The 22566-nt window shown below is 74.2% G+C and carries 22 protein-coding genes; 10 read left to right on the top strand and 12 right to left on the bottom strand.

Going from position 1 to position 22566, the window contains the following annotated elements; genetic code table 11:
• Positions 1-5: 5 nt before the first annotated feature.
• The 6 genes from ABD899_RS10120 to ABD899_RS10145 form a co-directional block, all read right to left on the bottom strand.
• Positions 6-1424, bottom strand: a complete 1419-nt coding sequence (locus tag ABD899_RS10120) for a L,D-transpeptidase family protein (protein WP_345205332.1) — start codon at positions 1422-1424, stop codon at positions 6-8.
• Positions 1425-1539: 115 nt separating this feature from the next.
• Positions 1540-2211: an endonuclease/exonuclease/phosphatase family protein gene (locus ABD899_RS10125; protein WP_345205334.1), complete on the bottom strand. Its 672-nt coding sequence runs from the start codon at positions 2209-2211 to the stop codon at positions 1540-1542.
• Between the two features lie 16 nt (positions 2212-2227).
• On the bottom strand, positions 2228-3205 hold the full coding sequence (locus tag ABD899_RS10130) for an ROK family glucokinase (RefSeq protein ID WP_345205337.1): 978 nt from the start codon (positions 3203-3205) through the stop codon (positions 2228-2230).
• Entirely contained in the window at positions 3198-3833 is a 636-nt protein-coding gene (locus ABD899_RS10135) for a hypothetical protein (RefSeq protein WP_345205339.1), read from the bottom strand. Before ABD899_RS10135 ends, ABD899_RS10130 begins: the two co-directional genes overlap by 8 nt.
• Positions 3823-5046, bottom strand: a complete 1224-nt coding sequence (locus ABD899_RS10140) for an ArsA family ATPase (RefSeq protein ID WP_345205342.1) — start codon at positions 5044-5046, stop codon at positions 3823-3825. The genes ABD899_RS10135 and ABD899_RS10140 overlap by 11 nt, the downstream gene beginning before the upstream one ends.
• A 6-nt stretch (positions 5047-5052) precedes the next feature.
• Positions 5053-5496 (bottom strand): SRPBCC family protein, encoded by a 444-nt coding sequence (locus ABD899_RS10145; RefSeq protein ID WP_345205344.1) that lies wholly within the window; start codon positions 5494-5496, stop codon positions 5053-5055.
• A 78-nt stretch (positions 5497-5574) separates the two neighbouring features.
• Here ABD899_RS10145 and ABD899_RS10150 point away from each other — a divergent pair, with 78 nt between their 5' ends.
• The 3 genes from ABD899_RS10150 to ABD899_RS10160 all read left to right on the top strand — a co-directional run bounded on the left by ABD899_RS10150 (position 5575) and on the right by ABD899_RS10160 (position 10103).
• Complete coding sequence (locus ABD899_RS10150; protein WP_345205346.1) at positions 5575-7365, top strand: AMP-dependent synthetase/ligase; 1791 nt, start codon at positions 5575-5577, stop codon at positions 7363-7365.
• Positions 7358-8794, top strand: a complete 1437-nt coding sequence (locus ABD899_RS10155) for a hypothetical protein (protein WP_345205348.1) — start codon at positions 7358-7360, stop codon at positions 8792-8794. The genes ABD899_RS10150 and ABD899_RS10155 overlap by 8 nt, the downstream gene beginning before the upstream one ends.
• Positions 8795-9332: 538 nt before the next feature.
• Entirely contained in the window at positions 9333-10103 is a 771-nt protein-coding gene (locus tag ABD899_RS10160; protein WP_345205350.1) for a TolB family protein, read from the top strand.
• A gap of 41 nt (positions 10104-10144) precedes the next feature.
• Here ABD899_RS10160 and ABD899_RS10165 read toward each other — a convergent pair whose 3' ends face one another.
• The 3 genes from ABD899_RS10165 to ABD899_RS10175 form a co-directional block, all read right to left on the bottom strand.
• Entirely contained in the window at positions 10145-11521 is a 1377-nt protein-coding gene (locus ABD899_RS10165; RefSeq protein ID WP_345205353.1) for a hypothetical protein, read from the bottom strand.
• A gap of 33 nt (positions 11522-11554) precedes the next feature.
• Positions 11555-11830 (bottom strand): hypothetical protein, encoded by a 276-nt coding sequence (locus tag ABD899_RS10170; protein ID WP_345205355.1) that lies wholly within the window; start codon positions 11828-11830, stop codon positions 11555-11557.
• Between the two features lie 226 nt (positions 11831-12056).
• Entirely contained in the window at positions 12057-12731 is a 675-nt protein-coding gene (locus ABD899_RS10175) for a winged helix-turn-helix transcriptional regulator (protein ID WP_345205358.1), read from the bottom strand.
• Positions 12732-12902: 171 nt separating this feature from the next.
• Between ABD899_RS10175 and ABD899_RS10180 the strand changes: the two genes are divergently transcribed.
• The 3 genes from ABD899_RS10180 to ABD899_RS10190 all read left to right on the top strand — a co-directional run bounded on the left by ABD899_RS10180 (position 12903) and on the right by ABD899_RS10190 (position 15953).
• Positions 12903-13745, top strand: a complete 843-nt coding sequence (locus tag ABD899_RS10180) for a class I SAM-dependent methyltransferase (protein ID WP_345205361.1) — start codon at positions 12903-12905, stop codon at positions 13743-13745.
• 61 nt (positions 13746-13806) lie between these two features.
• Positions 13807-15525, top strand: a complete 1719-nt coding sequence (locus ABD899_RS10185; protein ID WP_345205362.1) for a DEDD exonuclease domain-containing protein — start codon at positions 13807-13809, stop codon at positions 15523-15525.
• A gap of 146 nt (positions 15526-15671) precedes the next feature.
• Complete coding sequence (locus ABD899_RS10190) at positions 15672-15953, top strand: Lrp/AsnC family transcriptional regulator (RefSeq protein ID WP_345205365.1); 282 nt, start codon at positions 15672-15674, stop codon at positions 15951-15953.
• A 129-nt stretch (positions 15954-16082) separates the two neighbouring features.
• On the opposite strand, the gene trpD is transcribed toward ABD899_RS10190, so the two are convergent.
• Together trpD and ABD899_RS10200 are read right to left on the bottom strand one after the other, a co-directional pair.
• Complete coding sequence (gene trpD, locus ABD899_RS10195; protein WP_345205368.1) at positions 16083-17156, bottom strand: anthranilate phosphoribosyltransferase; 1074 nt, start codon at positions 17154-17156, stop codon at positions 16083-16085.
• Between the two features lie 5 nt (positions 17157-17161).
• A complete protein-coding gene (locus ABD899_RS10200; RefSeq protein ID WP_345205371.1) occupies positions 17162-17608 on the bottom strand; it encodes a response regulator transcription factor in 447 nt (148 codons plus the stop codon).
• 85 nt (positions 17609-17693) lie between these two features.
• On the opposite strand from ABD899_RS10200, the gene ctaE reads away from it, so the two are divergent.
• The 4 genes from ctaE (at position 17694) to qcrB (ending at position 22195) form a co-directional block, all read left to right on the top strand.
• Positions 17694-18371, top strand: a complete 678-nt coding sequence (gene ctaE, locus ABD899_RS10205) for an aa3-type cytochrome oxidase subunit III (RefSeq protein ID WP_345205374.1) — start codon at positions 17694-17696, stop codon at positions 18369-18371.
• A 71-nt stretch (positions 18372-18442) separates the two neighbouring features.
• Positions 18443-19255, top strand: a complete 813-nt coding sequence (gene qcrC / locus ABD899_RS10210; RefSeq protein WP_345205378.1) for a cytochrome bc1 complex diheme cytochrome c subunit — start codon at positions 18443-18445, stop codon at positions 19253-19255.
• Positions 19256-19310: 55 nt separating this feature from the next.
• Positions 19311-20456 carry a cytochrome bc1 complex Rieske iron-sulfur subunit gene (gene qcrA, locus ABD899_RS10215; RefSeq protein ID WP_345205380.1) on the top strand — a complete coding sequence of 382 codons (1146 nt, stop codon included), beginning with the start codon at positions 19311-19313 and terminating at the stop codon, positions 20454-20456.
• Positions 20456-22195, top strand: a complete 1740-nt coding sequence (gene qcrB, locus ABD899_RS10220) for a cytochrome bc1 complex cytochrome b subunit (protein WP_345205382.1) — start codon at positions 20456-20458, stop codon at positions 22193-22195. The genes qcrA and qcrB overlap by 1 nt, the downstream gene beginning before the upstream one ends.
• Positions 22196-22285: 90 nt before the next feature.
• On the opposite strand, the gene ABD899_RS10225 is transcribed toward qcrB, so the two are convergent.
• Entirely contained in the window at positions 22286-22561 is a 276-nt protein-coding gene (locus ABD899_RS10225) for a DUF167 family protein (protein ID WP_345205385.1), read from the bottom strand.
• Positions 22562-22566 lie beyond the last annotated feature (5 nt).

Genomic DNA, 22566 nt, shown 5'->3' on the forward strand with positions numbered 1-22566 from the left:
CCCGGTCAGCGGTGGCTGACGACCGCCGTGCCGACCGTCGCGAAGTCGTAGACCCACTTCGCGGCCCCGACGGGCAGGTTGACGCAGCCGTGCGAGCCGGTGTACCCGAAGGACGAGCGCCACGGCGCGCCGTGGAGGGCGTAGCCGCGGTGGAAGAAGGTCGACCACGGCACGTTCGGGGTCTCGTAGGGCGAGCCGTCGGCGTTGTTCCCGCGCATCGTCATCATCGGGTTCTTGTGGTAGACGCGGAAGGTGCCGGCGACGGTCGGCGTCTCGGGCGCCCCGTTGACCATGGAGATCGGCCCGTACACGACGTCCGCCCCGACGTAGGCGGTCATCGTGTGGCTGCCGAGGTCGACGTCGATCCACTTCTCGCCGGGCGCGGCCGGGTAGGCGAGTCGCTCGGCGCCGGGCGCGACGACCCGGTCGGTCCACGTGGCCTCCACGGTCTCGTACTCGAAGTCACCGGCGTACGCACGACCTGCGGCGACCGCCTCCGCTGCCGCGGTCGCGACGGCGGCCGCGTTCGTGACCGACCTGCCGTCGCGGGCCTTCTTGACGACGGTGAGCACCGAGCCCGAGGGGGCGACGTTGCGCATTCCCGAGCGCGGGGTGACCTTGGCGTCCTTGGCGAGCGAGTCCACCCAGGAGCGGATCTTCTTCGCGTCGAGCTGCGGGGCGCCGAGCGAGCCGTCGGCGGAGGGGATCGTCACCCACGACGCCTTCGCCCGCGCCGACGCGGCATGCTCGTCCTCGCCGTCGGAGACGACGACCTTGCGCTTGACGATGGCGTTCGCCGCGGCGGCGGCCTCCTCGGCCTCGGCGGTGGTGACGTCCGGGGTGACGTCGGTGAACCGCACCGTGGCCGTCGCCGACGACAGGTCGCGGGCAGCAGCCGCGACGACGTCCTGGAAGCTGTCCGCCTCGACGGTGTGGCCCTGCACCGCCGGCACGACGCGGAAGGACGTCTTCTTCTTCGACAGCTCGACGCGCGCGTCCGAGCCGGCCTTGCCGGCCTTGCCGACGAGGTCGGCGGCGACCGCCTCCGCCACCGCGGGGTCGGTGCGCACCACGGCGTCGACGTCACGGTCGGACAGGAGCGACGTCGCGTACGACGACCACGACTTGTTGGCGGCGAGCACGGCATCCACGGTCGCGTCGACGTCGACGGTGTAGCCGAGGTCGGTGAGGGTGACGGCGCGCGAGGCCTCGCCGGCCTCGATCGTGATGGCCACGTCGGCGGCGCGCTCGCGCACGATGTCCTCGACCTCGGCACGGGTCAGCCCAGCGACCGGGACGCCGGCGACCGCGCTGCCCGGCAGGGCGCGGTCCTGGTAGTGCGCCGCGTACGCGGTTCCGGCGCCGCCGAGCACCATCGGGACCGCCACGGCGGCGGTGAGCAGCATCTTGCTGCGCCTGTTCATGCTGACCGGTACCTCTCCAGACCTCGGCACGACCACCTCGTGCCCCCCTCCATGATGGGGCATGCGGCCCCGCCGTGCGACGCGTTCCCACGGTGAGCCGGGTATCTGGCCGGGCTCATGGGCCGACGTCGAGGTCGACCCAGGTGGCGCGGTGGTCGCTCGCACGCGCCCACACGGCATCCGGAAGGAGCACCTCGCGGTGCGGGAGCACGCGCAGCGAGGGCGAGGCGAAGACGACGTCGAGACGGCGCCGGGGGGCGCGTGCCGGGTAGGTCGGCACGTCCGGCGAGACGAGCCGCATCCGGTCCGGCACGTCGATGAGCCGCCAGGCCGCGCCGGAGTCGCCCTCGTTGAGGTCACCGGCGAGCACGAGCGGGCCGCGGTCGGCGAGCGCCTGGAGGATCCGCTCGGTGTGGCTCACCCGCTCGTGCGGCTTGAGGCTGAGGTGCACCGAGACGACGGTGAGCTCGGCGCCGCCGGGCACGGCGATCCGGGCCACCGCGTAGCCGCGGGTGCGATCGGGCCAGCGCACCGGCAGCCTCGCGTGGTGGCTGGCGAGCACCCGCACCCGCGGGGAGGTGAACACGGTCGTCCCGCCGCTGCCACGGTGCCGCCCCGGCCAGCGCATGCCGCACGAGGCGGCGAACCGGGCCACCCGCCACCCCCCGAGGAACCGTCGCGGCACCTCCTGGAGGCAGAGGACGTCCGGGTCGATGGCGCGCACGATGCGCGCGGCGAGGCGGTGGTCGTCGAGGAAGTCGCGGGTGTTGTAGGTCGCGACCCGCACCGCGGGCACGGTGGCCTCAGCCGGCGAGCGCGTCGGTGCGGGCGAGGTCGGCCGCACCGACGAGGCCCGCCTCGTTCCCGAGCTCGGCGGCGACGATGGCCGCTTCCGGGCGGTAGCCACGCCCGGTGAGCTGGCGGCGGAACGCCTCCCGGGCCGGGCCGAGGAGCAGGTCGCCGGCGGCGCTGACCCCGCCGCCGATGACGAACGTGCCCGGGTCGAGCGCGGCGGCGAGGTCGGCGATGCCGATCCCGAGCCAGCGCCCGATCTCGGAGAGCAGCTCGCGGGCGAGCGGGTCGCCGTCGCGGGCGGCCTCGGTGACGAGGGGCCCGGTGAGGTCCTCGGGGCGTCCACCGACGCGGTCGAACAGGTCGGAGACGACGGGGCTGCCGGCCGACATGAGAGCCTGCGCTTCGCGCACGAGGGCGTTGCCCGAGGCGTACTGCTCCCAGCACCCGCGGTTGCCGCACTCGCAGCGGATGCCGTCGGGCACGACCTGCATGTGGCCGAACTCCCCCGCGATGCCGTAGCGGCCGCGGATGACCCGCCCGTCGAGCACGACGCCGCCCCCGATGCCGGTGCCGAGGTTGACCATGACGAGGTGGGTCTCGCCGCGGCCGGCGCCGAAGCGGTGCTCGGCCCACACGGCGGCGTTGGCGTCGTTGTCGACGAAGATCGGCAGCGCGACCCGGCTGCCGAGCGACTCGCGCAGCGGCTCGTTGCGCCACGACAGGTGGGGTGCGAAGACGACGGTGGCCCGGTCGGCGGCGACGAACCCGGCGGCGCCGATCCCGACGGCGAGGATCGCGCGGTCGGTGCCCGCGAGCAGCTCCTCGACGACCGAGACGATCGTGTCCTCGACGACCCGGGGGCTCGTGGAGCGGTGCGGCGTGTCGCGCCGGGTCCGGGCCAGGACGCGGCCGGCGGCGTCGACGACGCCACCGGCCACCTTCGTGCCCCCGATGTCGATGCCGATGGCGAGTGGTGCGTCAGCCACGAGGTGCCTCCTGCGGGTCGTCGGCGTCGCGGACGGGGATGGGCCGGCTCGGGCTCCCTCGCCGGGGGGTGGCAGGGTCGGGTCGGTCGGGCTCGGAGCCCCCCGTGGCCGCGGCCCCCGGGGGGGTCGTCCCGCCACCCCCCGCCGCGCGGGCGCTCGCGAGGTCGGCGAGCACCGTCGCGGCCAGGCCGGCCAGGTCGGCGAGGCGGGCGAGGGTCTCGGGGCTCAGGGTGCGCACGACCTCGGCGGTGCGGCACAGCGGGCACCACGTGCAGAACGGGTCGTGCGCCGCCGCGGCCGGCGTGCCGGGGCGGGGCCGGGAGGCACCGGACGCCGTGTCGGAGGGCGCGCCGGATGCCGTGTCGCGTGGGACGTCGGATGCCGTGTCGGGTGGGGCGTCCGTTGCCGTGTCGGGTGGAACGTCGGGTGGAGTGTCGGCAGGCCCGGGGCGGTCGGCCGCGGCCCCGGTGGTCGGCCTCGGGCTCGTGCCCGGCCCGGGGACGGGGTCCGGGCCGGGGGCCGGACCCTCACCCGCGGCCGGTTCGGCGGAGCGGCGCAGGCTCTCGAGCAGCCGTGCGGCCTCGTCGGCCACCGACCCCACCTGCTCGTCCCAGCGCTCAGCGCCCACTGGCCCACAGCTCCTCGTCGCGCTCGAACCGCACCCGCAGCTCACCGTTGCCGACCGCGGCTGTGTCGACGACGCAGCGGCGCAGCACCGAGGGCAGCGTGACGACGCGGCGCTGCCCGCCGACCGCGATGACGAGGTCGTCGTCGCGGCGGGCCATCTCGACCTCGCCGGCCGAGACGAGCGGCAGGGGCAGGGTGAGCACGAAGTCCTCGCCGTCGGCCTCGACCCGCATGCCGGGCACGTCGACGTCGGCGAGGAGGTCGGGGGCGGGGCGGCCGTCGGCCCGGGTCGCGGCCGCGAGGGCGTCGAGGGCGTCGGCGCCGATCGGCTCGCCGGCGAGGTACGGGGCGCACAGCACGGGGATGCCGTCGAAGGACTCCCGCACCCGCAGCAGCCCGGACTCCTGCGCGCTCGCCCAGGCGGTGCGCCACGGGTCGGTGTCGCCCGGGGCGGTCGCCGGGAGGAGGCGGTTGACGACGACGGCGTCGACGGCGTACCCGTGCAGGGACAACGACGTCAGCACCCGCCGGCTCTCCGCGATGACGACCCGCTCCGGGGTGAGCACGACCCGCACGCTCGCCCGCGGCGAGGTGAGCAGGGCCCGGACGCCCACCATGAGGTCGCGCCACGCCCGCAGCACCCCGAGCACCTCGGGCCCCGGCGGGGGCACCCCCGTCGCGGCGGACGCCGCGGGCCGCAGCACCGTGAGCAGCCGGCGCTGGGCGGGCAGGAGCCGGTCGAGGTGCCAGCCGAGCACCTCCGGCAGCGCGAGCAGGCGCAGCGTCTCGGCGGTGGGGGCGCAGTCGACGACGACGAGGTCCCAGTCGCCGGCGGCGGCCTGGTGGGCGAGCGCGGCGAGCGCGGCGACCTCCTCCGCGCCCGGCAGCGACGTGAGCTCGTCGGCGACGACCGGGTCGACCCCCATCGCGTCGAGGACGCCGAGGAGGTAGTCGCGCACGACCTGCCAGTCGGCCTCGACGGCGGTGTGCGCGCCGACGGCGAGCGCGTGCAGCCCGGGGGTCACCTCGTGGGTGTCGCGCCAGGTGCGCGCCGTGCGCAGGTCGACGTCGAGGGCGTCGCCCAGGCTGTGCGCGGCATCCGTGGACATGACGAGGGTGCGGATGCCGGCCCGGGTGGCGTGAACGGCGGCGGCCGCGGCCGTCGTCGTCTTCCCGACGCCGCCCTTGCCGGTCACGAGGACGACGCGGGGCATCCGGCGTCAGCCCTCGACGCGCTTCTTGAGCTCGGTGAGCGCGGTGTTGATGATGTGCTTCTCGGCCTTGCGCTTGAGCATCCCGATCATGGGCATCGTCAGCTCGACCTCGAGGTCGTACGTGACACGGGTCCCCCCGGCCACCCGGTCGAGGGAGTAGGTGCCGTTGAGCCCCTTGAGGAGCACGGCCCGCACGAGGTGCCAGGAGACGCTGCCCGTGCCGTCCTCGGCGATCTTCCAGTCGTACTCGAGGACGTAGTGGTCCTTGATGGGGCCGGCGTGCAGGTGGAACTCGACCTGGTCCGCCCAGCCGTCGCCGTCCTCGCTCAGCAGGGTGGCCGAGGTGACCTCGTGCGCCCACTCGGGGTAGCGCTCGAAGTCGGCGATGACGTCGATGACGTCGCCGGGTTCGGCGGCGATCTCGACGGTGGACTGTGTGCGGTCGGCCATGGCAGGGAGGGTACCGGTACGGCGGGGTCCTAGAGTTGAGGTGTCCCCCGTCACGCCTGCCCCCGAAGGAAGCCGATCGTGCTCGAGAAGTCCGTGCCGCTCGTCCTGCCAGAGACGTCCGAGGGGAGCCTTGCCGACCTGCCGCTGCGGTGGGCGACGACGGAGCCCGGCCGGGTCACCTTCTCCGTCCGCTCCGGTGCGGGCTGGACCGACGTCACCGCCGCCACCTTCGCCGCCGACGTCACCGCGCTGGCCAAGGGGCTCGTCGCCGCCGGCATCGGCAGTGGCGACGCCGTCGGCATCATGAGCCGCACCCGCTACGAGTGGACCGTCGCCGACTTCGCGCTCTGGGCCGCGGGCGCCGTGCCGGTGCCGATCTACGAGACGTCCTCCGCCGACCAGGTCGAGTGGATCCTCACCGACTCCGGGGCGGTGGGCGTCATCGTCGAGACCGAAGCGCACCGCGAGACGGTCGAGCGATCCCGGCCGCGCCTCACCGGGCTGCGTCACGTCTGGGTCATCGACGACGGGGCGGTCGACACCCTGAGCCGCGAGGGCGGGCACGTCGACGACGCCGAGCTCGCGGCGCGCCGCTCGGCGATGTCACGCGAGACGCTCGCCACCGTCATCTACACCTCGGGCACGACGGGAAGGCCCAAGGGCGTCGAGCTGACGCACGGCAACTTCCTCACCCTCGCCGAGAACACCGCCGAGGAGATCTCCGAGGTCGTCAAGGCCGGTGGCGCCTCGACCCTGCTCTTCCTCCCCCTCGCCCACGTCTTCGCCCGCTTCATCGAGGTGCTGGCGGTCGCCGCCGGGGTGCGGATGGGGCACTCGTCCGACCTCAAGGCCATCCTCGCCGACTTCTCGACCTTCCGGCCGACCTTCATCCTCGCCGTGCCCCGGGTCTTCGAGAAGGTCTACAACTCGGCCGAGGCCAAGGCAGAGGCCGGCGGCAAGGGCCGGATCTTCGCGGGTGCCGCCGCAGCCGCCATCGCGTGGTCCGAGGCCCGAGACCACGGCAGCGTCCCGCTCGGCCTGCGCATCCGCCACGCCATCTTCGACAAGCTCGTCTACGCGAAGCTGCGCGAGGCGATGGGCGGCCGGATCCAGTACGCCGTGTCCGGCGGGGCACCCCTCGGCACCCGGCTCGGGCACTTCTTCCGCGGCATCGGCGTCACGATCCTCGAGGGCTACGGCCTCACCGAGACGACCGCCCCCGCCACCGTCAACCGCCCCTCGGCGATGAAGATCGGCACCGTCGGCCTCCCGCTGCCTGGGGTCGACGTGCGCATCGGCGAGGACGGCGAGATCTGGCTGCGCGGCGTCAACGTCTTCCGTGGCTACCGCGGCAACCCGACCGCCACGGCCGAGGCGGTCCACGACGGCTGGTTCCACACCGGCGACATCGGCGACCTCGACGCCGACGGCTTCCTGCGGATCACGGGGCGCAAGAAGGAGATCCTCGTCACCGCCGGGGGGAAGAACGTCGCCCCCGCCGTGCTCGAGGACCGCCTGCGCGCCCACCCGCTCGTCAGCCAGTGCATCGTCGTCGGAGACGGCAAGCCGTACATCGGTGCCCTCGTCACCCTCGACGCGGAGATGTACCCCGGCTGGGCGGCCAACCACGGCCTCGAAGGCGTGTCGCTCAGCGCGGCGCGCACCCACGAGCGCGTGCTCACCGAGATCCAGCACGCCGTCGACGAGGCCAACGCGGCCGTCTCCAAGGCGGAGTCGATCCGCAAGTTCGCCATCCTCGAGGGTGACTTCACCGAGGAGTCCGGCCACCTCACACCGTCCCTGAAGCTCAAGCGCAACGTCGTCATGCGCGACTTCGAGGACGAGGTCGACGCCCTCTACGGTGGCTGACCCGAGCGCAGCACCGGGAGCGCCGTCGGCGCCGACGGCACTCGCCGCCGGAGGGCCGCGCCTCGCCGCGCCGGCCGCCGCCGTCGTCCTCGGCGCCGCGTGGCTGGCGTGGTTCGGCGTGCTCCAGTGGAGCGTCGTGCGGTTCCGGGTACCGATCGTGCTCACCCTCACGGTGTGCACCGCGCTGCTCGCGTGGTGGCTCGTGCGCCGGCTCGTCATCCCCGTGCCGCGGTGGCTCGCCCCCGCCGTGCTCGTCGGCTCGGTCGCCATCACCCTCACCGTCCCGCTGTTCAGCTACGTCACCGGCGGGTGGCTCACCGCGGCTCTCGTGGTGCTCACGACCGGCGGGCTCGGCTGCGCCGTGCTGCTCGCCCGGCCCGGACGCGGAGCCGCCACCGCGGCATACGTACTCGCCGTGCTCACGCACTCGGCACTGGCCGTCGTCGCGATCCTCGGTGACCGGGCCCCGAAGATCGACGTGTGGGTCGTGCTCCAGCAGGGCGCCGACGCCCTGGGCCGCGGGGAGAACCTCTACACCCAGCAGTGGACCGACTCCCCCGGCGTCCAGGACCTCTTCCCCTACCTGCCCTGGATGGCGGTGCTCACCGCCCCCGGTCGCTGGCTCGCCGGAGACGTGCGCTGGGCCGTGCTCGGTTGGTCGCTCGTGCTGTACGCCGGCCTGTGGGCCCTCGCGCGCGGTCGGGTCGAGCGTGCCGCCGCGGTCACGGCCGTGCTCGTGCTCGCGCCGGGCAGCCTGACCCAGGTCGACCAGGCGTGGACCGAGCCCGTGCTCGCCGCGGCGATCGTGTGGTGGGCGGTCCTCGTCCGTCGCGGGCACGCGTGGTGGGCGGTGCTCCCGCTGGCGCTCGCCTGCGCGAGCAAGCAGCACCTCGCCCTCCTCGCACCGGTCCTGCTCGTGTGGCGTCCGTTCGGTGCCGCGCGCACCCTCGCGACCGGCGGGCTCGCGGGCCTGCTCATGCTGCCCTGGGTGGTGGCCGACGCGGGCGCCTTCGTCGACGACACCGTGACGAGGCTGCTCGGCTTCCACCCGATCCGGTTCGCGAACACGTGGTACCTCTACGCGCTCAACGAGCACGGGGTCACCCTCCCGTTCGCGGTGACCGGCGCGGCCATGGTGGGTGCCGTGGCCGTCGCCACGTGGGCGGTGTGGCGGCGCCGCCCGGGCGTCGACGAGCTGCTGCGCTGGCTCGCGCTCGTGCTCGGCGTCGCGAACCTCGTCAACAAGCAGGCGTTCTACAACCAGTTCTGGCTCGTCGCCGCCCTCGTCGCGGCATCCCTCGTCGTGCCCCAGGGGACAGGTGACGACGCCGACCGCGACGACGTGCCTCCCGGTCGCGGCGCCGAGGGGAGCTGCAGAGGCGCCGACCCGGTGCCCTCCCCGCGGCGGTCCCTGCCGACGACGACCTGAGCCGGGGGCCCACGGTGCTCGCCTTGCAACCCGTCGGCACGGCGGACAGCATGGGGGCGGACGCCATCGTCGGCGTCCGCCCGAAGGGCTGGGGGAAGGCGAGGATGCCGTGAACGACAGCGTTCGCACGACCGACGGGCCGACCGGACGGTCGCGGCCCGGGCTGGGCCGCGCCGGGTGGTGGCCCCCGAGCGCCGCCATCCCGGGCACGGGACGGCGGCCGAATCGCGACCCCGGACCGGGCCGTGGCCCCGGACCGGATCGTGGCCCCGGACCGGGGCGGGGACGCGGGCCGGGGCGCGGTCGAGGTCACGGGCAAGGGCAAGGGCACGGGCACGGAGGGGGGCACGGCCTCACCGGGGAGATCCTCTTCTTCGCGTGGACCATCGACGGCACCGAGCCGACGTCGCAGGAGGACGTGTTCGGCGTCGACGTGGCGAGTGGAAGCGTCCGAAGGCTCACGGACCAGTCATCGGGCGTGCCGTTCGTGAGTGACCGGGACCCCGCGTGGTCACCTGGGCGCGACCGGATCGTCTTCATGAGCAGCGACGCAGTCACGCCCACGCGCCTGCCCGTCGTGAGCGCGGCGGGCGCGCCCGTGGCCGAGCTGCCCGTCGAGGGAGCCACCCCGGTGTGGCTCGACGCCTCGACCGTCGTGTGCTCCCTGCACCGCCTCGGTCCGGGCGGGACCTTCGACCGCGCCGACCTCGTGGCGGTCGAGGTACCCGGCGGAGGCGTGCACCCCATCACCGCGGTGGCACCGGGCGAGTACCTCGCGGAACCGGCCTGGCACCCGACGTCCGGGCTGGTCGCCACGCTGTCGGTCGAGGACCCGGTGACGATGGCGTGGCTCGGGCAGCGCCTCGTCGTGGCGGACCCCACGTCCGTGGCGGCGGCCGCCGGCGGCGGTGTCCCGCTCGGCACGAGCGACCTCGTCGAGCTCGCCGCCGGCCACCAGTGGCCCGCAGGGCCTGCGTGGTCGCCGGACGGGACCCGTCTCGCGTTCAGCGCGACGCGCCCGTGCGCGACGACGTCCCCGGACGGCATCCCCGTCCTCCAGATGGACGTCGCGGTGCTCACCCTCGCCACCGGCGTGCTCACGTGGGTCACCGACGACACCGCGGGCGACTACGACGACGGCCTCAACGACGGGTCCCCCGCCTTCTCCCCCGACGGGCGGTGGCTGGCCTGGGTACGTGGGCACGAGGACGACTGGACCCGGATCATGGTCGACCGGCTCGACCACCCGGACCCGCCGAGGGTGCTGCTCGACGACCGGCACTGGTTCCGGTGGGGCCTCGCCTGGTGACCCGGCTCGGCGGGGTGAACCGGGGTCAGCGGTGAACGGGGTCAGCGGGTCAGCGCGGCGAGTCGCTGGCGCCATGCTGCGGTGAGCTCGTCGCGCGTCGTCCCCAGCACCGACGCGAGCGCAGCATCGGTCTGCGCCTCGGCGTCGGCGTCGGACCCCCTCGACGAGCCGGCGACGACGAGCCGGCGCAGCGCGTTTTCGCCGTGCTCGGCCGCGACGAGCTCGGCGGCCTGCCACGCCGCGAGGTAGGCCACCTCGAGGTCGCCGTGCGCCGGGTCGAGGTCGTCCGCGGTCGGGAGGCGCGACGGCGCCCCATCGGCACGCACCCGCCCGACGAGCGGCTCGAGCAGCCGTTTGGCGGGGACGTCCGCTCGGGTGTACCCCACGTGGTCGGCGTAACCCTCGGCGAGCCAGCGGGCCGGGCGCCCCGGCACGCTGGCCCGGACGGCGACGTGCGCGAGCTCGTGGGTCAGCACGACGTCGCGGCCCGAGGGCGTGAGCCGGGCGTGGGCCGAGGGGTCGAGCACGACGCGGTCGCCGGTCGCGGTACCCGCGGGGCCGGTCGGCCCCTCGGTGGTCGCGGCCACCGGCGCCACCCCCGCCCCGGACGAGCGGCCGAGCAGGGCGTCGGCCTCGTCGGGCGTCGCCGGGGCGAGGACGAGCACCCGGTCCGGAGCACCTGCCCACTGCCGGCGCAGGGGCGGCAGCGCCCGGTCGACGACCCCCACGTGCTCGGCCAGCCGGTGCGCCGACACCGTGCCGGCGACGACGGCGTGCTCCCCGCGCCGGACCTGCAGCTCGGGCATCGCGACCCACGGCACGCTCGCCCCCGGCCCGACGGGCCCCTGCGACACGACCCGCCAGCCCGAACCGGACGCCGACGCCGACCCCGGGCCCTCGACGACGTACCGCACCCGCGCCACCCGGTCGCCGCGGTCGAGCCCACCGAGGCGGTACCGCAGGTCCGCCTCGACCCGCCACCGCCCCTCGACGCCGACGACCGGCTCCACGGCGGGCACTCCCACCTCGAGGAACGAGACGCCGAGGGCACGGGCCGCGGCGAACGCGGCCAGCTGGGCGGCACCGTCGGGACCGGCGACGTCGGCGACCGTCGAGGCATACCCCGCCTCATCCCCCGTGACGTGGGCGAGCGCGCGCCGGTCGAGCATCCGGGCGATGCCGGCGGACACCCCCGGTGGAAGGGGGGCACCGCCGGTCGGGGCGGCAGCGGCACCCGATGACTCCCCCGCCCGTGCGGAGGGCCCCGTCGGCGCGGCGGCGGGATCACCCGCGGCGGACGGTGCAGCCCCTTCGGAGCACGCCCCGGCCAGGGCGACGAACCCGCCGAGCAGCACCGTGACGACCGCGGCCCGCACACGGCGGGCGGCGGTGCGGTTCCGGGCTGGGGCGACGCGCACCGCCCCATCGTAGGAAGCACCACTCAGGACGACTCACCCCACCGCGCGACCGCCCTCGCTCCGCGCCTCGTCCTGCCCCGGCACCGGTTCCGCACGCGCCCGCACCCGCGCCGCCGTCTCCGGGCTGACGAGACCCGAGTGGACGAGCCGGGTGACGACCGCGCGCTCGTCGGGATCGAGCGAGTAGTCGACGCGCAGCGCGGGCGCGGCGAGGTCGAGCAGGACGGGCACCATGCAGTCCGCGCAGTGCAGCTCGCGCACCGGGCACGTGCGGCACTCGACGGCCATCGTGGTGTCGTGGCTGGTCATCGTCTCTCACCCCTTCCAGGTGGTCTGCGTCCACGCTAGGACCGACCACTGACAGCCGGCCCCGGAGGGCGTCCCGGCCCGCCCCGGAGTGCGCGTCCCAGTCGCCCCGCAGTGCCTCCCGCCCAGCCCCCGGAGCGGGTTCCCCGAGCCCAGCGACCCGGGCGGGCCCGGCGGAGCCGGGCCCGGCGCGGCACGGCCGAGTCAGGCCGGCCACGGCACGGCCGAGTCAGGCCGGGCGCGGCACGGCCGACAGGAGCGACTGGCCGATCCACGAGGGCACGGCCCGCGCCACCTCGCTCGGGGCCTCGACGCCCAGCTGCCCTGCGCGGACGGCGTCGACCCAGCCCCGGTCGCCGCGCCAGACCTCGGTCATCGCGCGCAGCGAGGTGTGCACGGTGGCAGCCACCTCGAAGCCCGGGTCCACGTCGCACACGTCGACCTCGTCCCCCGTGACGCAGATCCACCAGCGCGACACCGGCGGCGCCACGTCGGCGAACCGCAGGGCGACGACGGTTCGCCCCCGCGGCCACCTCTCGACCGCGATGGTGCGGCGCACGTCCCACAGCAGCAGGTGCGGGTCGAGGTCCTCCTCCCCCAGGTCACCGACCCACCGCGCACCCCACGCGCCGAGGGCGTCGACGACCGCCCGCAGCTCGAGCCCGGACTCGGTCAGCTCGTAGGAGCTGCGACCACCGCCCACGTGGCGCCGGACGACGCCGGCGCGCTCGAGCCTGCGCAGCCGCTTGGAGAGCAGGGCCGGCGACATCTTCGGGTTGCCGCGCCGCAGCTCGTTGAAGTGCCGGCTGCCGAGCAGCAGCTCGCGCACGACGAGCAGGGTCCACCGCTCGTCGAGCACCTCCATCGCCTTGGCGATCGGGCAGAACTGGCCGTAGGTCGACACCGAACCACCTCCTGCGGACGGCCGCCCGGCCCACCCCGCTCCACCAGTGCACACCCGTCGGGCGCCGGTGGCCAGTACAGATCGTGAACCGGCGCCGCTACACAAGGCGCACTGGATGCCGACCACACCCACCGCGACGCTGGAGACCTCACCACCCGAAGGAGCCAGACCATGACCGACACGACCCACGCCGCCCCCGGCATCCACTACGGCGCCGCGCCCGAGGTCAAGCAGAAGCACCGGGCCATGTGGGCGCTCGGCGACTACCCCGCCGTCGCCGCGGAGATCGTCGCACCGCTCGGCGGTGTGCTCGTCGACGCCTGCGAGGTCGGGCCCGGCCACCAGGTGCTCGACGTCGCAGCGGGCACCGGCACGGTCGCCCTGCCGGCGGCCCGCGCTGGGGCGAGCGTCACGGCATCCGACCTGACCCCCGAGCTGCTCGCCGTCGGCGAGCGCACCGCGCGGGCCGAGGAGCTCGACGTCGCGTGGCACGAGGGCGACGCCGAGGCGCTGCCCTACCCCGACGGCAGCTTCGACGTGACCACGTCGTGCGTCGGGGTGATGTTCGCGCCGTTCCACCGCGCCGCCGCCCACGAGCTCGTCCGGGTGACCCGCGCGGGCGGCCGGATCGGGCTGGTCAGCTGGACCCCCGAGGGCTTCATCGGACAGATGTTCTCCGTCATGCGCCCGTACGCCCCGCCGCCGCCGCCCGGCGCCTCCCCGGCGCCCCTGTGGGGGTCCGAACCACACGTCCTCGACCTGCTCGGTGACCGCGTCGACGAGGTGGACACGGCCCGCGCCCACCTCCCCGTCGACCGGTTCGACGACGGCGCGGCGTTCCGCGACTACTTCAAGACCCGCTACGGCCCGACCATCGCGGTGTACCGGACGCTCGCCGACACCCCCGAGCGGGCCGCCGAGCTGGACGCCGCGCTCGCCGACCTCGGCGACCGGCACCTGTCCGGGGGCGTCATGGCGTGGGAGTACCTGCTGCTCACCGCTCGCCGTCGCTGAGCGCCGGGTCCGCCCGCGCGCCTTCCCGGGGGTGTCGGTGCGCGCACCTACGGTCGGCTGCATGACGATGGTCCAGGGCACGTTCGACGACCTGGGCACTCCGCTGTCGTCCGTCACCTTCGTCGTCGTCGACCTCGAGACCACCGGCGGCAGCCCCGTCGAGTGCGGCATCACCGAGGTCGGGGCGGTCAAGGTGCGCGGCGGCGAGGTCGTCGGCGAGTTCCAGACCCTCGTCCACCCCGGTGGCCCGATCCCCGCCTTCATCTCGGTCCTCACCGGCATCACCGACGCCATGGTGGCCGGTGCGCCCCGCATCGAGGCGGTGCTGCCGGCCTTCCTCGAGTTCGCGGCGGGCACGGTGCTCGTCGCCCACAACGCCGGCTTCGACGTCTCGTTCCTCAAGGCGGCCGCCCGCCGCACCGGCCACGACTGGCCGGGGTTCCCCGTGCTCGACACCGTGCACCTCGCCCGGCAGGTCGTCCGCCGCGACGAGGTGCCCAACCACCGCCTCGCCACCCTCGCCCGGCTGTTCCGGGCCACGACGACCCCCGACCACCGGGCCCTGCACGACGCCCGCGCCACCGTCGACGTGCTCCACGGGCTGCTCGAGCGGATCGGCTCGCTCGGGGTGCACTCACTCGAGGAGCTCCTCGACTACACGGCACGGGTCTCCCCCGCCCGTCGCCGCAAGCGCCACCTCGCCGACGGCCTGCCCGACGCACCGGGGGTCTACCTGTTCAGGGACGGCCAGGGGCGGGTCCTCTACGTCGGCACGTCGGTCTCGATCCGCACCCGGGTCCGGTCCTACTTCACCGCCTCCGAGCACCGGCGCCGGATGGGCGAGATGGTGCGGGTCGCCGAGTCGGTGAGCCCCATCGTGTGCGCGACGACGCTCGAGGCCGAGATCCGCGAGCTGCGCCTCATCGCCGAGCACAAGCCCCGCTACAACCGGCGCTCGCGCCACCCCGAGCGCGCCCTGTGGGTCAAGCTCACCGTCGAGGCGTTCCCTCGGCTGTCCATCGTGCGCACCGTGGCCGACGACGGCGCCCGCTACGCCGGGCCGTTCGGCTCGCGCGCGGCGGCCGAGGCGGCGGTCGCGGCCGTGCACGAGGTGCTCCCGCTGCGCCAGTGCCTCGAGCGGCTGTCCCCGACGAGGCAGCGGTCCGCGTGCGTGCTCGCCGAGATGGGTCGCTGCGGGGCCCCGTGCACCGGGGCGCAGTCGCTCGACGACTACGCCCGCGTCGTCGACCGAGCCACCGAGCTCCTCGCTGGTGACACCCGTGACCTGCTCACCGCCCTTCGCGAGCGGATGGCCGAGCTCGCCCGGGCGCAGCGCTTCGAGGACGCCCAGGTCGTGCGCGACCGCCTCGTCGCGCTCGTGCGCGGCACCTCCCGGTCGCAGCGGCTCGACCCCCTCGCCCGCATCGGCGAGCTCGTCGCGGCCCGCCGCTCGCCGTTCGGGGGCTGGGAGGTCGTCTGCGTGCGCCACGGCCGCCTCGCCGGCAGCACGACGTCGCCCCGCGGAGCCGACCCGATGCCCTACATCGCGGCCCTGCGGGCGAGCTCGGAGATCGTCGCCGCACCGGTCCCGCCCTCGACGTCGGCCACCCCCGAGGAGAGCGAGAAGATCCTGCGCTGGCTCGAGGCCCCCGGCGTGCGCATCGTCGAGCTCGACGGCACGTGGACCTGCCCGGTCGGCGGGGCCGCCGCCGTGCGCGCCGAGCTCGAACCGCTCGAGACCTCGCGCCGCGAGGTCGCGGGGTTCGCCGGAGTGCACTGACGATCCCCACCCGCTCCAGGACCGCCGCGCCCTCCCGCGCGTCCGCCGCGCCCTCCCGCGCGACCGTCCGCCACGGCATCCCGCGCGACCGTCCGGCACGGCATCCGTGGGCGGCCCCCACCGCACGCCACGGCTAGTCTGGCCCCGTGATCACCGCCATCGTCCTCATCACCGCCGACGTCGCCCGCATCCCCGAGGTCGCCCAGGAGATCGCCGACATCGACGGCGTCACCGAGGTCTACTCCGTCGCGGGCGACGCCGACCTCATCGCGATGGTCCGCGTGGCGCAGCACGAGGACCTCGCCGACACGATCGCCGACCGGCTCAACAAGGTCACCGGCGTCACGGGGACGAACACCCACATCGCCTTCCGCACCTACTCCTCGCACGATCTCGAGGCCGCCTTCAGCCTCGGTCTCGACAGCTGAGGGGCCCGTCCCCGCGGACGTCCGGCACCTCGGGGGTCCCAGGGCCCAGACCGCCGGACGTCTGAGCGGACACGCCGGAGGTCCGGTTCTCGGGGGTCCGAGGGTCCAGACCGCCGGACGGTGCGACGGTCAGCCCTCGCCCGAGCGCGTGGCCTGCACCCACCGCTCGAGCAGCGAGTGCGCCGCCCCGGAGTCGATGGCGGCCTCCGCCCGGTCCATGCCCTCGCGCACCGCTGCGGCCAGCACCGCGTCCGAGGGCGTGGGCGCCGCGAGACCGGATGCCGTGGCGAGCGCGATGCCCGCGTTGAGCACGACGGCGTCGCGCACCGGCCCGCGCTCCCCCTCGAGCAGGTCGCGCGCCACCTGGGCGTTGTGCGCCGCGTCGCCCCCGCGCAGGGCGTCGACCGGGCTGTGCCCGAGCCCGACGTCCCCGGGGTCGAGGGCGAGGGTGGCCACCGCCCCGTCGCGCACCCACCACACCGTCGACGTCGTCGCGAGGGTGAGCTCGTCGAGGCCGTCGTCGCCCCGGAAGACCGCCGCGGGGCGCCCCCGGCCGGCGAACACCCCCGCGATGAGCGGGGCGATCCGCGCATCGGCGACCCCGACCGCGGCATACGTCGGTTGCGCCGGGTTCGTGAGGGGGCCGAGGGCGTTGAAGGCCGTGCCGACCCCGAGCTCGCGCCGGGCCACGGCCGCGTGGCGCATCGAGGGGTGGAAGGCGTTGGCGAAGCAGAAGGTGATGCCGACCTCCGCGGCCACCGCGGCGACCCGGGCCGGCGAGAGCGTCAGGGAGACCCCGAGCTCCTCGAGGACGTCGGCGGACCCCGAGCTCGACGAGGCGGCCCGGTTGCCGTGCTTGACGACGCGCAGGCCGGTCGACGCGACGACGACCGAGGCCATCGTCGAGATGTTGACCGAGTGCATCCGGTCCCCGCCGGTGCCGACGATGTCGATGCTCGGACCGGGGACGTCGATGCGGTTGGCGTGCTCGAGCATGACGTCGGCGATGCCGCGCAGCTCGTCGACCCGTTCCCCCTTGGCCCGCAGCGCGACGAGGAAGCCGGCGACCTGGACCGGGCTGGCGGCCCCGGTCATGATCTCGGTCATGGCCCACCGGGCCCGCGCGGTCGTGAGGTCGTCACCGCGCAGGAGCGTGGCGAACAGGTCCGGCCAGGTGTGCCCCGCCGGGTCGGCCGGCGACACGCCGGTCAGCCGACCGAGACCCGGCGCGCCAAGGCCGCGATGGCCTCGGACACGGCGATCGGGTCGAGGGGGTGCGAGACGGCGTCGTCGGCGAGCGACCAGCCGGCGAGCCAGCCGTCCTGCGGGCGCCCGGTGAGCACGAGGACAGGCGGGCAGCGGAAGATCTCGTTCTTCAGCTGGCGGCACAGCCCGAGACCCCCGGCGGGGGTCGCCTCGCCGTCGAGGACGACGACGTCGTACCCCCCCGCGTCCAGGGCCTCGACGACGGCCTCCGGGGTGGCGCACTCGTGCCAGGACACGATCTCGACGTCACGGGCGGGGCGGCGACCGGCAGCCGCCCGCACCGCGTCGCGGGTCGTGATGTCGTCGCTGTAGAGCAGGACCGACACGCGGTGCGTACCGTCGGTCGCCGATGCCAGCGCCGGGGTCCCGGCGGCGTGCGAAGAGGTCATGCGCGCATCGTACCGGTGGCCGGATCGACAACTTGTCGAGCCTTTCGGGGGGTCTCCGCAGCGGTCGTCGGCACTTACGGCCATAATGGCGTCCGTGGCGACTCAGACTGCTCCCCAGACCCGGCCCACGGGGCCCGTCCCCTCCATCCCCGGGCAGGGCCCTGCGACCCGGCCGAACCTCGTCGCGGTGGGCACCATGGTGTGGCTGTCGAGCGAGCTCATGTTCTTCGCGGCGTTGTTCGCGTTCTACTTCACGATCCGCGGGCACGAGCCGGCGCTCTGGGAGGAGCGCACGGCGATGCTCAACATCCCCTTCGCGCTCGCGAACACGATCATCCTCGTCATCTCCTCCGTGTGGTGCCAGCTCGGCGTGCTGCAGGCGGAGAAGGGGGTCGTCGCCCGCCCGGCCGGCACCTCGCTCACCAAGGTCGCCGCCTGGGGGATGCGGGAGTGGTACGTCCTCACCTACATCTTCGGCGCGGTGTTCATCGCCGGCCAGGTCTACGAGTACGCCCACCTCGTCCAGGAGGGCGTCACGCTCGCCTCCGACCCCTACGGCTCGGTCTTCTACCTGGCCACCGGGTTCCACGGCCTCCACGTCTCCGGCGGCCTCATCGCCTTCCTCCTCATCATCGGGCGCACCTTCACCACCCGCCGGTACACCCACGCGCAGGCCACCGGGGCGGTCGTCACGTCCTACTACTGGCACTTCGTCGACGTCGTGTGGATCGCCCTGTTCATCATGATCTACGTCCTGCGGTGACCCCGCCGGCCCGACCCGCCCCCGGACCCCTGTAAAGACACCGACCCGCAGACGACGACAGGAACGCACCCGTGAACGCACTGGCAGCCCGCCGCCGGCACCCGGCGGCGATCGCCATCCTCATCATGCTCGGCCTGTTCCTCACCGGCGCCGTGTACGCCGCCCTGGCGCCGACCCAGGCCGACGCGACGACCAGGGCGCTGCCGGCGCAGACCGTCGAGGAGGGCAAGGCGCTCTTCCGGGCCAACTGCGCCTCGTGCCACGGCCTGAACGCCGAGGGGCGTCCGACCGGCAACGAGGACAAGGTGGCCGGGCCGGCCCTGGCCGGCGTCGGGGCCGCGGCGGTCGACTTCCAGATGGGCACCGGCCGGATGCCGATGGCCGCCCCCGGCGTGCAGGCGCCCCGCACGGACGAGGTCAAGTTCAGCGACGAGGAGATCGCCGCCATCGGCGCCTACGTCGCCTCCCTCGCCCCGGGCCCCGAGGTCCCGAGCGAGGAGGCGGTCGACCCGACCAAGGGCGACCCGGCGCGCGGCGGCGAGCTCTTCCGGGTCAACTGCGCGATGTGCCACAACTTCGCCGGCGCCGGCGGCGCGCTGACCCGGGGCAAGTACGCCCCGGCCCTCGACGACGTCACGAGCAAGCACATCTACGAGGCCATGGTCACCGGCCCGCAGAACATGCCCGTCTTCAACGACTCCAACCTCACGGCGGAGAGCAAGCGCGACATCATCGCCTTCCTCAAGACCGTCGAGGAGCAGGAGAAGCCGGGCGGCATGACGCTCGGTTCCCTCGGACCCGTGACCGAGGGCCTGTTCGCCTGGGTCTTCGGGCTCGGGCTCCTCGTCGCAGCCGCCGTCTGGATCGGCGCCAAGGCGGGCTGAGCCCGCACCGGAACATCGTCCCCACCCGCACATCGAGCAGAAGATCGGTACCCCGATGAACGAGCAGGACACCCACCACCCCGGTAGCGAGGTGGCACCCACCCCGGAGCACGGCACCGCCGTGCGGCTCGACGAGGGCCACATCGTCGGGGACGGCGGCCTCCCCGAGCGGTTCGCCAACCCGGGCCTGCCTGCGCACGTGGCGCGGGCGGCCGACCTCGACGAGGGCGCCGCCCGGCGCGCCGAGAAGCAGGTCGCGACGCTCTTCGGCCTGTCCATCCTCGGCACGCTGCTGTTCATCGTCTTCTACTTCGCCATCGACCTCGACCAGACGGTGTTCATCCCGGGGATCGGCGTCACGAACGCGTCGAACGTCGCGCTCGGCGTGACGCTGGCCATGGGGCTGCTCGGCATCGGCTTCGGTGCGGTGCACTGGGCCAAGACCCTCATGCCCGACGAGGAGTCCGTCGAGGAGCGCCACCCGCTGCGCGCCTCCGACGAGTCCCGCGACCGCGTCGTCGCCGTGCTCGCCGAGGGCGGCGAGTCCTCGCAGATCACCCGCCGCCCGCTCATCAAGTACACCCTCGGGGGCGCCCTCGGGCTGTTCGCGGTCCCGCTCGTGCTCCAGGTCGCCGGCAGCCTGGGCCCGATGCCGCAGAAGAGCCTGTCCCTGACGTTCTGGAACGGCGGCCCGAGCGGGCCCGGCGAGGAGCCGGAGTTCCGCCCGCTGCGCCTCATGCGCGACCCCGAGAACACCCCGGTCAAGGCCGAGGACGTCACGATCGGCTCGGTCTTCCACATCATGCCCGAGGGCCTCCTGCCCGACCCGGAGACCGGGGAGGGCGGCACGAAGCACCTCCTCGAGGAGAAGGCCAAGGCGGCCGTCATCCTCATCCGGCTCGACGAGGAGATCATCGAGTCGCAGAAGCAGCGCGACTGGGGCTACCAGGGCATCGTCGCCTACTCCAAGATCTGCACCCACGTCGGGTGCCCCGTCGGCCTGTACGAGCAGCAGACGCACCACCTGCTCTGCCCGTGCCACCAGTCGACGTTCGACGTGCCGCGCGACTGCAAGGTGATCTTCGGGCCCGCGAAGCGTCCCCTGCCGCAGCTGAGGATCACCGTCGACGACGAGGGCTACCTCGTCTCCGCAGCGCCGTTCGCCGAAGCGGTCGGCCCGAGCTTCTGGGAGCGTGGCTGATGAGCACGGCACCCGCCCGACCTGCCGACGCGCTGCGCGACGGCGACCGCCCCGCCGAGGCCCCGCCCTCGGGCGCCGCCCGACGCATCGGAGGCGTCGCGGGCTGGCTCGACGACCGCACGGGTGCCGCCAAGCCGGTCGGCTACCTCATGAAGAAGGTCTTCCCCGACCACTGGTCCTTCATGCTCGGCGAGATCGCGATGTACTCGATGATCGTCTGCCTGCTCACCGGCGCCTTCCTCACCTTCTGGTTCGTCCCGAGCGCCGGCCACACCGTCTACGACGGCTCGTACGTGCCGCTGCGCGGCGTGAGCATGTCCGAGGCGTACGCGTCGACGCTCAACATCTCGTTCGACATCAAGGGCGGGCTCATCATCCGCCAGATCCACCACTGGGCCGCCCTGATGTTCATCGTGGCCCTCACGGTGCACATGTTCCGGGTGTTCTTCACCGGCGCCTTCCGCAAGCCCCGTGAGATCAACTGGGTCATCGGCAGCGTCCTCGCCCTGCTCGCGATCATCGAGGGCTTCGCCGGCTACTCCCTCCCCGACGACCTGCTCTCGGGCACCGGCATCCGGGCGATGGCCGGCTTCGTGCAGACCGCACCGATCATCGGCTCCTACCTCGTGTACGCGATCTTCGGCGGCCCGTTCCCCGGCGAGCTCATCATCCCGCGCCTGTACAGCGTGCACATCCTGCTGCTGCCGGCGATCCTCATCGGCCTGTTCACGGCCCACATCGGCCTGGTGTTCCTCCACAAGCACACCCAGTACCCCGGCCCGGGCCGCACGAACGAGAACGTCGTCGGCTTCCCGGTCATGCCGGTGTACGCCGCCAAGGCCGGCGGGTTCTTCTTCATCGTCTTCGGTGTCCTCGCCCTCATCTCGGCGCTCGTCCAGATCAACCCGGTGTGGGCGTACGGTCCCTACGACCCCTCCCCCGTCACCGCAGGATCCCAGCCCGACTGGTACATGGGCTTCGCCGACGGCGCCCTGCGACTGCTGCCCGGCTGGCTCGAGTTCGAGTTCTGGGGGTACACGCTGTCGCTCAACATCGCGCTCGGCGCCCTCGTGCTGCTGCCACTCGTCTACACGGTGCTCGGCATCTACCCGTTCGTCGAACGCTGGGTCACCGGTGACGACCGCGAGCACCACCTGCTCGAGCGCCCCCGCAACCAGCCGGTGCGCACCGGCATCGGGATGGCCGGCATCACCGCGTACTCGGTGTTCATGTTCGCCGCGGGCAACGACATCATGGCCATCAAGCTCGGCATGTCGATCAACGACATCACCTGGTTCTTCCGGATCGGCCTGTTCGTCCTGCCGCCCATCATGTTCTGGGTCACGAAGCGGATCTGCCTGTCCCTCCAGCGCCGCGACCGCGACACGGTGCTCCACGGCCGCGAGACCGGCACGATCGTGCGCACCCCGCACGGCAAGTTCTTCGAGCGCCACGACACCGAGCTCACGGCGGACCACTGGATCCTCGTGCAGCACGATCCCGTCGCCCCGCTGGAGCTCGCGACCGAGGTCGACGAGCACGGCGTCGCCCGCGCCCCGAGCCGGATGGCGCGGGCACGTGCGGCCCTGTCCCGGTTCTACTTCGCCGACGCCGTCAACCCGGTGACGCCCGCGGAGCTCGCCGCCGCCCAGCACCACGGCGCCGAGCACGAGGCGATCGAGCCGTCGGCCTCCGGCGGGTCCGCACCGATCGAAGCTGCGGAGGCCGGCCGGCACTGACCGGTCCCGGCTCCCTCCGGGGCGTGCCGCTCACCCGCTCGGGTGCGCAGCACGCCCCGATGCCGTTCACGCGGGTCTCGCGCGACCTCGTCACTGCGTCACGAGGAGGGCGGCGAGGACACGCCGCCCCATCTCGTCGTCGACGTCGACGTCGAGGACCTTGGTGCGGGACCGCTCCCCGGCGACGACGCCGACGTCGCGGACGCGGACCCCGAACGCCTCGGCGACCGCCGCGCGCACGGCGGCCGTCGCCCGCCCGTCGACGGCGCGGGCAGCCACCGCGACGACGAGGACGTCGGCCTCGCCCCACCGGCCGCCGACCCGGGTGCGGGAGGCGCCGGGACGGACGCGGACGGTGAGGCGCACGCCGC

It is taken from the genome of Fodinibacter luteus, from assembly GCF_039541575.1.
Taxonomy (GTDB): domain Bacteria; phylum Actinomycetota; class Actinomycetes; order Actinomycetales; family Dermatophilaceae; genus Fodinibacter; species Fodinibacter luteus.

Excerpts from the sequence above, each read along its gene's own strand:
- ABD899_RS10120 (WP_345205332.1), bottom strand. The coding sequence starts at position 1,424 with ATGAACAGGCGCAGCAAGATGCTGCTCACCGCCGCCGTGGCGGTCCCG.
- ABD899_RS10140 (WP_345205342.1), bottom strand. The coding sequence starts at position 5,046 with ATGCCCCGCGTCGTCCTCGTGACCGGCAAGGGCGGCGTCGGGAAGACG.
- ABD899_RS10145 (WP_345205344.1), bottom strand. The coding sequence starts at position 5,496 with ATGGCCGACCGCACACAGTCCACCGTCGAGATCGCCGCCGAACCCGGC.
- ABD899_RS10160 (WP_345205350.1), top strand. The coding sequence starts at position 9,333 with ATGAGCAGCGACGCAGTCACGCCCACGCGCCTGCCCGTCGTGAGCGCG.
- ABD899_RS10170 (WP_345205355.1), bottom strand. The coding sequence starts at position 11,830 with ATGACCAGCCACGACACCACGATGGCCGTCGAGTGCCGCACGTGCCCG.
- ABD899_RS10180 (WP_345205361.1), top strand. The coding sequence starts at position 12,903 with ATGACCGACACGACCCACGCCGCCCCCGGCATCCACTACGGCGCCGCG.
- ABD899_RS10185 (WP_345205362.1), top strand. The coding sequence starts at position 13,807 with ATGACGATGGTCCAGGGCACGTTCGACGACCTGGGCACTCCGCTGTCG.
- ABD899_RS10200 (WP_345205371.1), bottom strand. The coding sequence starts at position 17,608 with ATGACCTCTTCGCACGCCGCCGGGACCCCGGCGCTGGCATCGGCGACC.
- ctaE (WP_345205374.1), top strand. The coding sequence starts at position 17,694 with ATGGCGTCCGTGGCGACTCAGACTGCTCCCCAGACCCGGCCCACGGGG.
- qcrA (WP_345205380.1), top strand. The coding sequence starts at position 19,311 with ATGAACGAGCAGGACACCCACCACCCCGGTAGCGAGGTGGCACCCACC.
- qcrB (WP_345205382.1), top strand. The coding sequence starts at position 20,456 with ATGAGCACGGCACCCGCCCGACCTGCCGACGCGCTGCGCGACGGCGAC.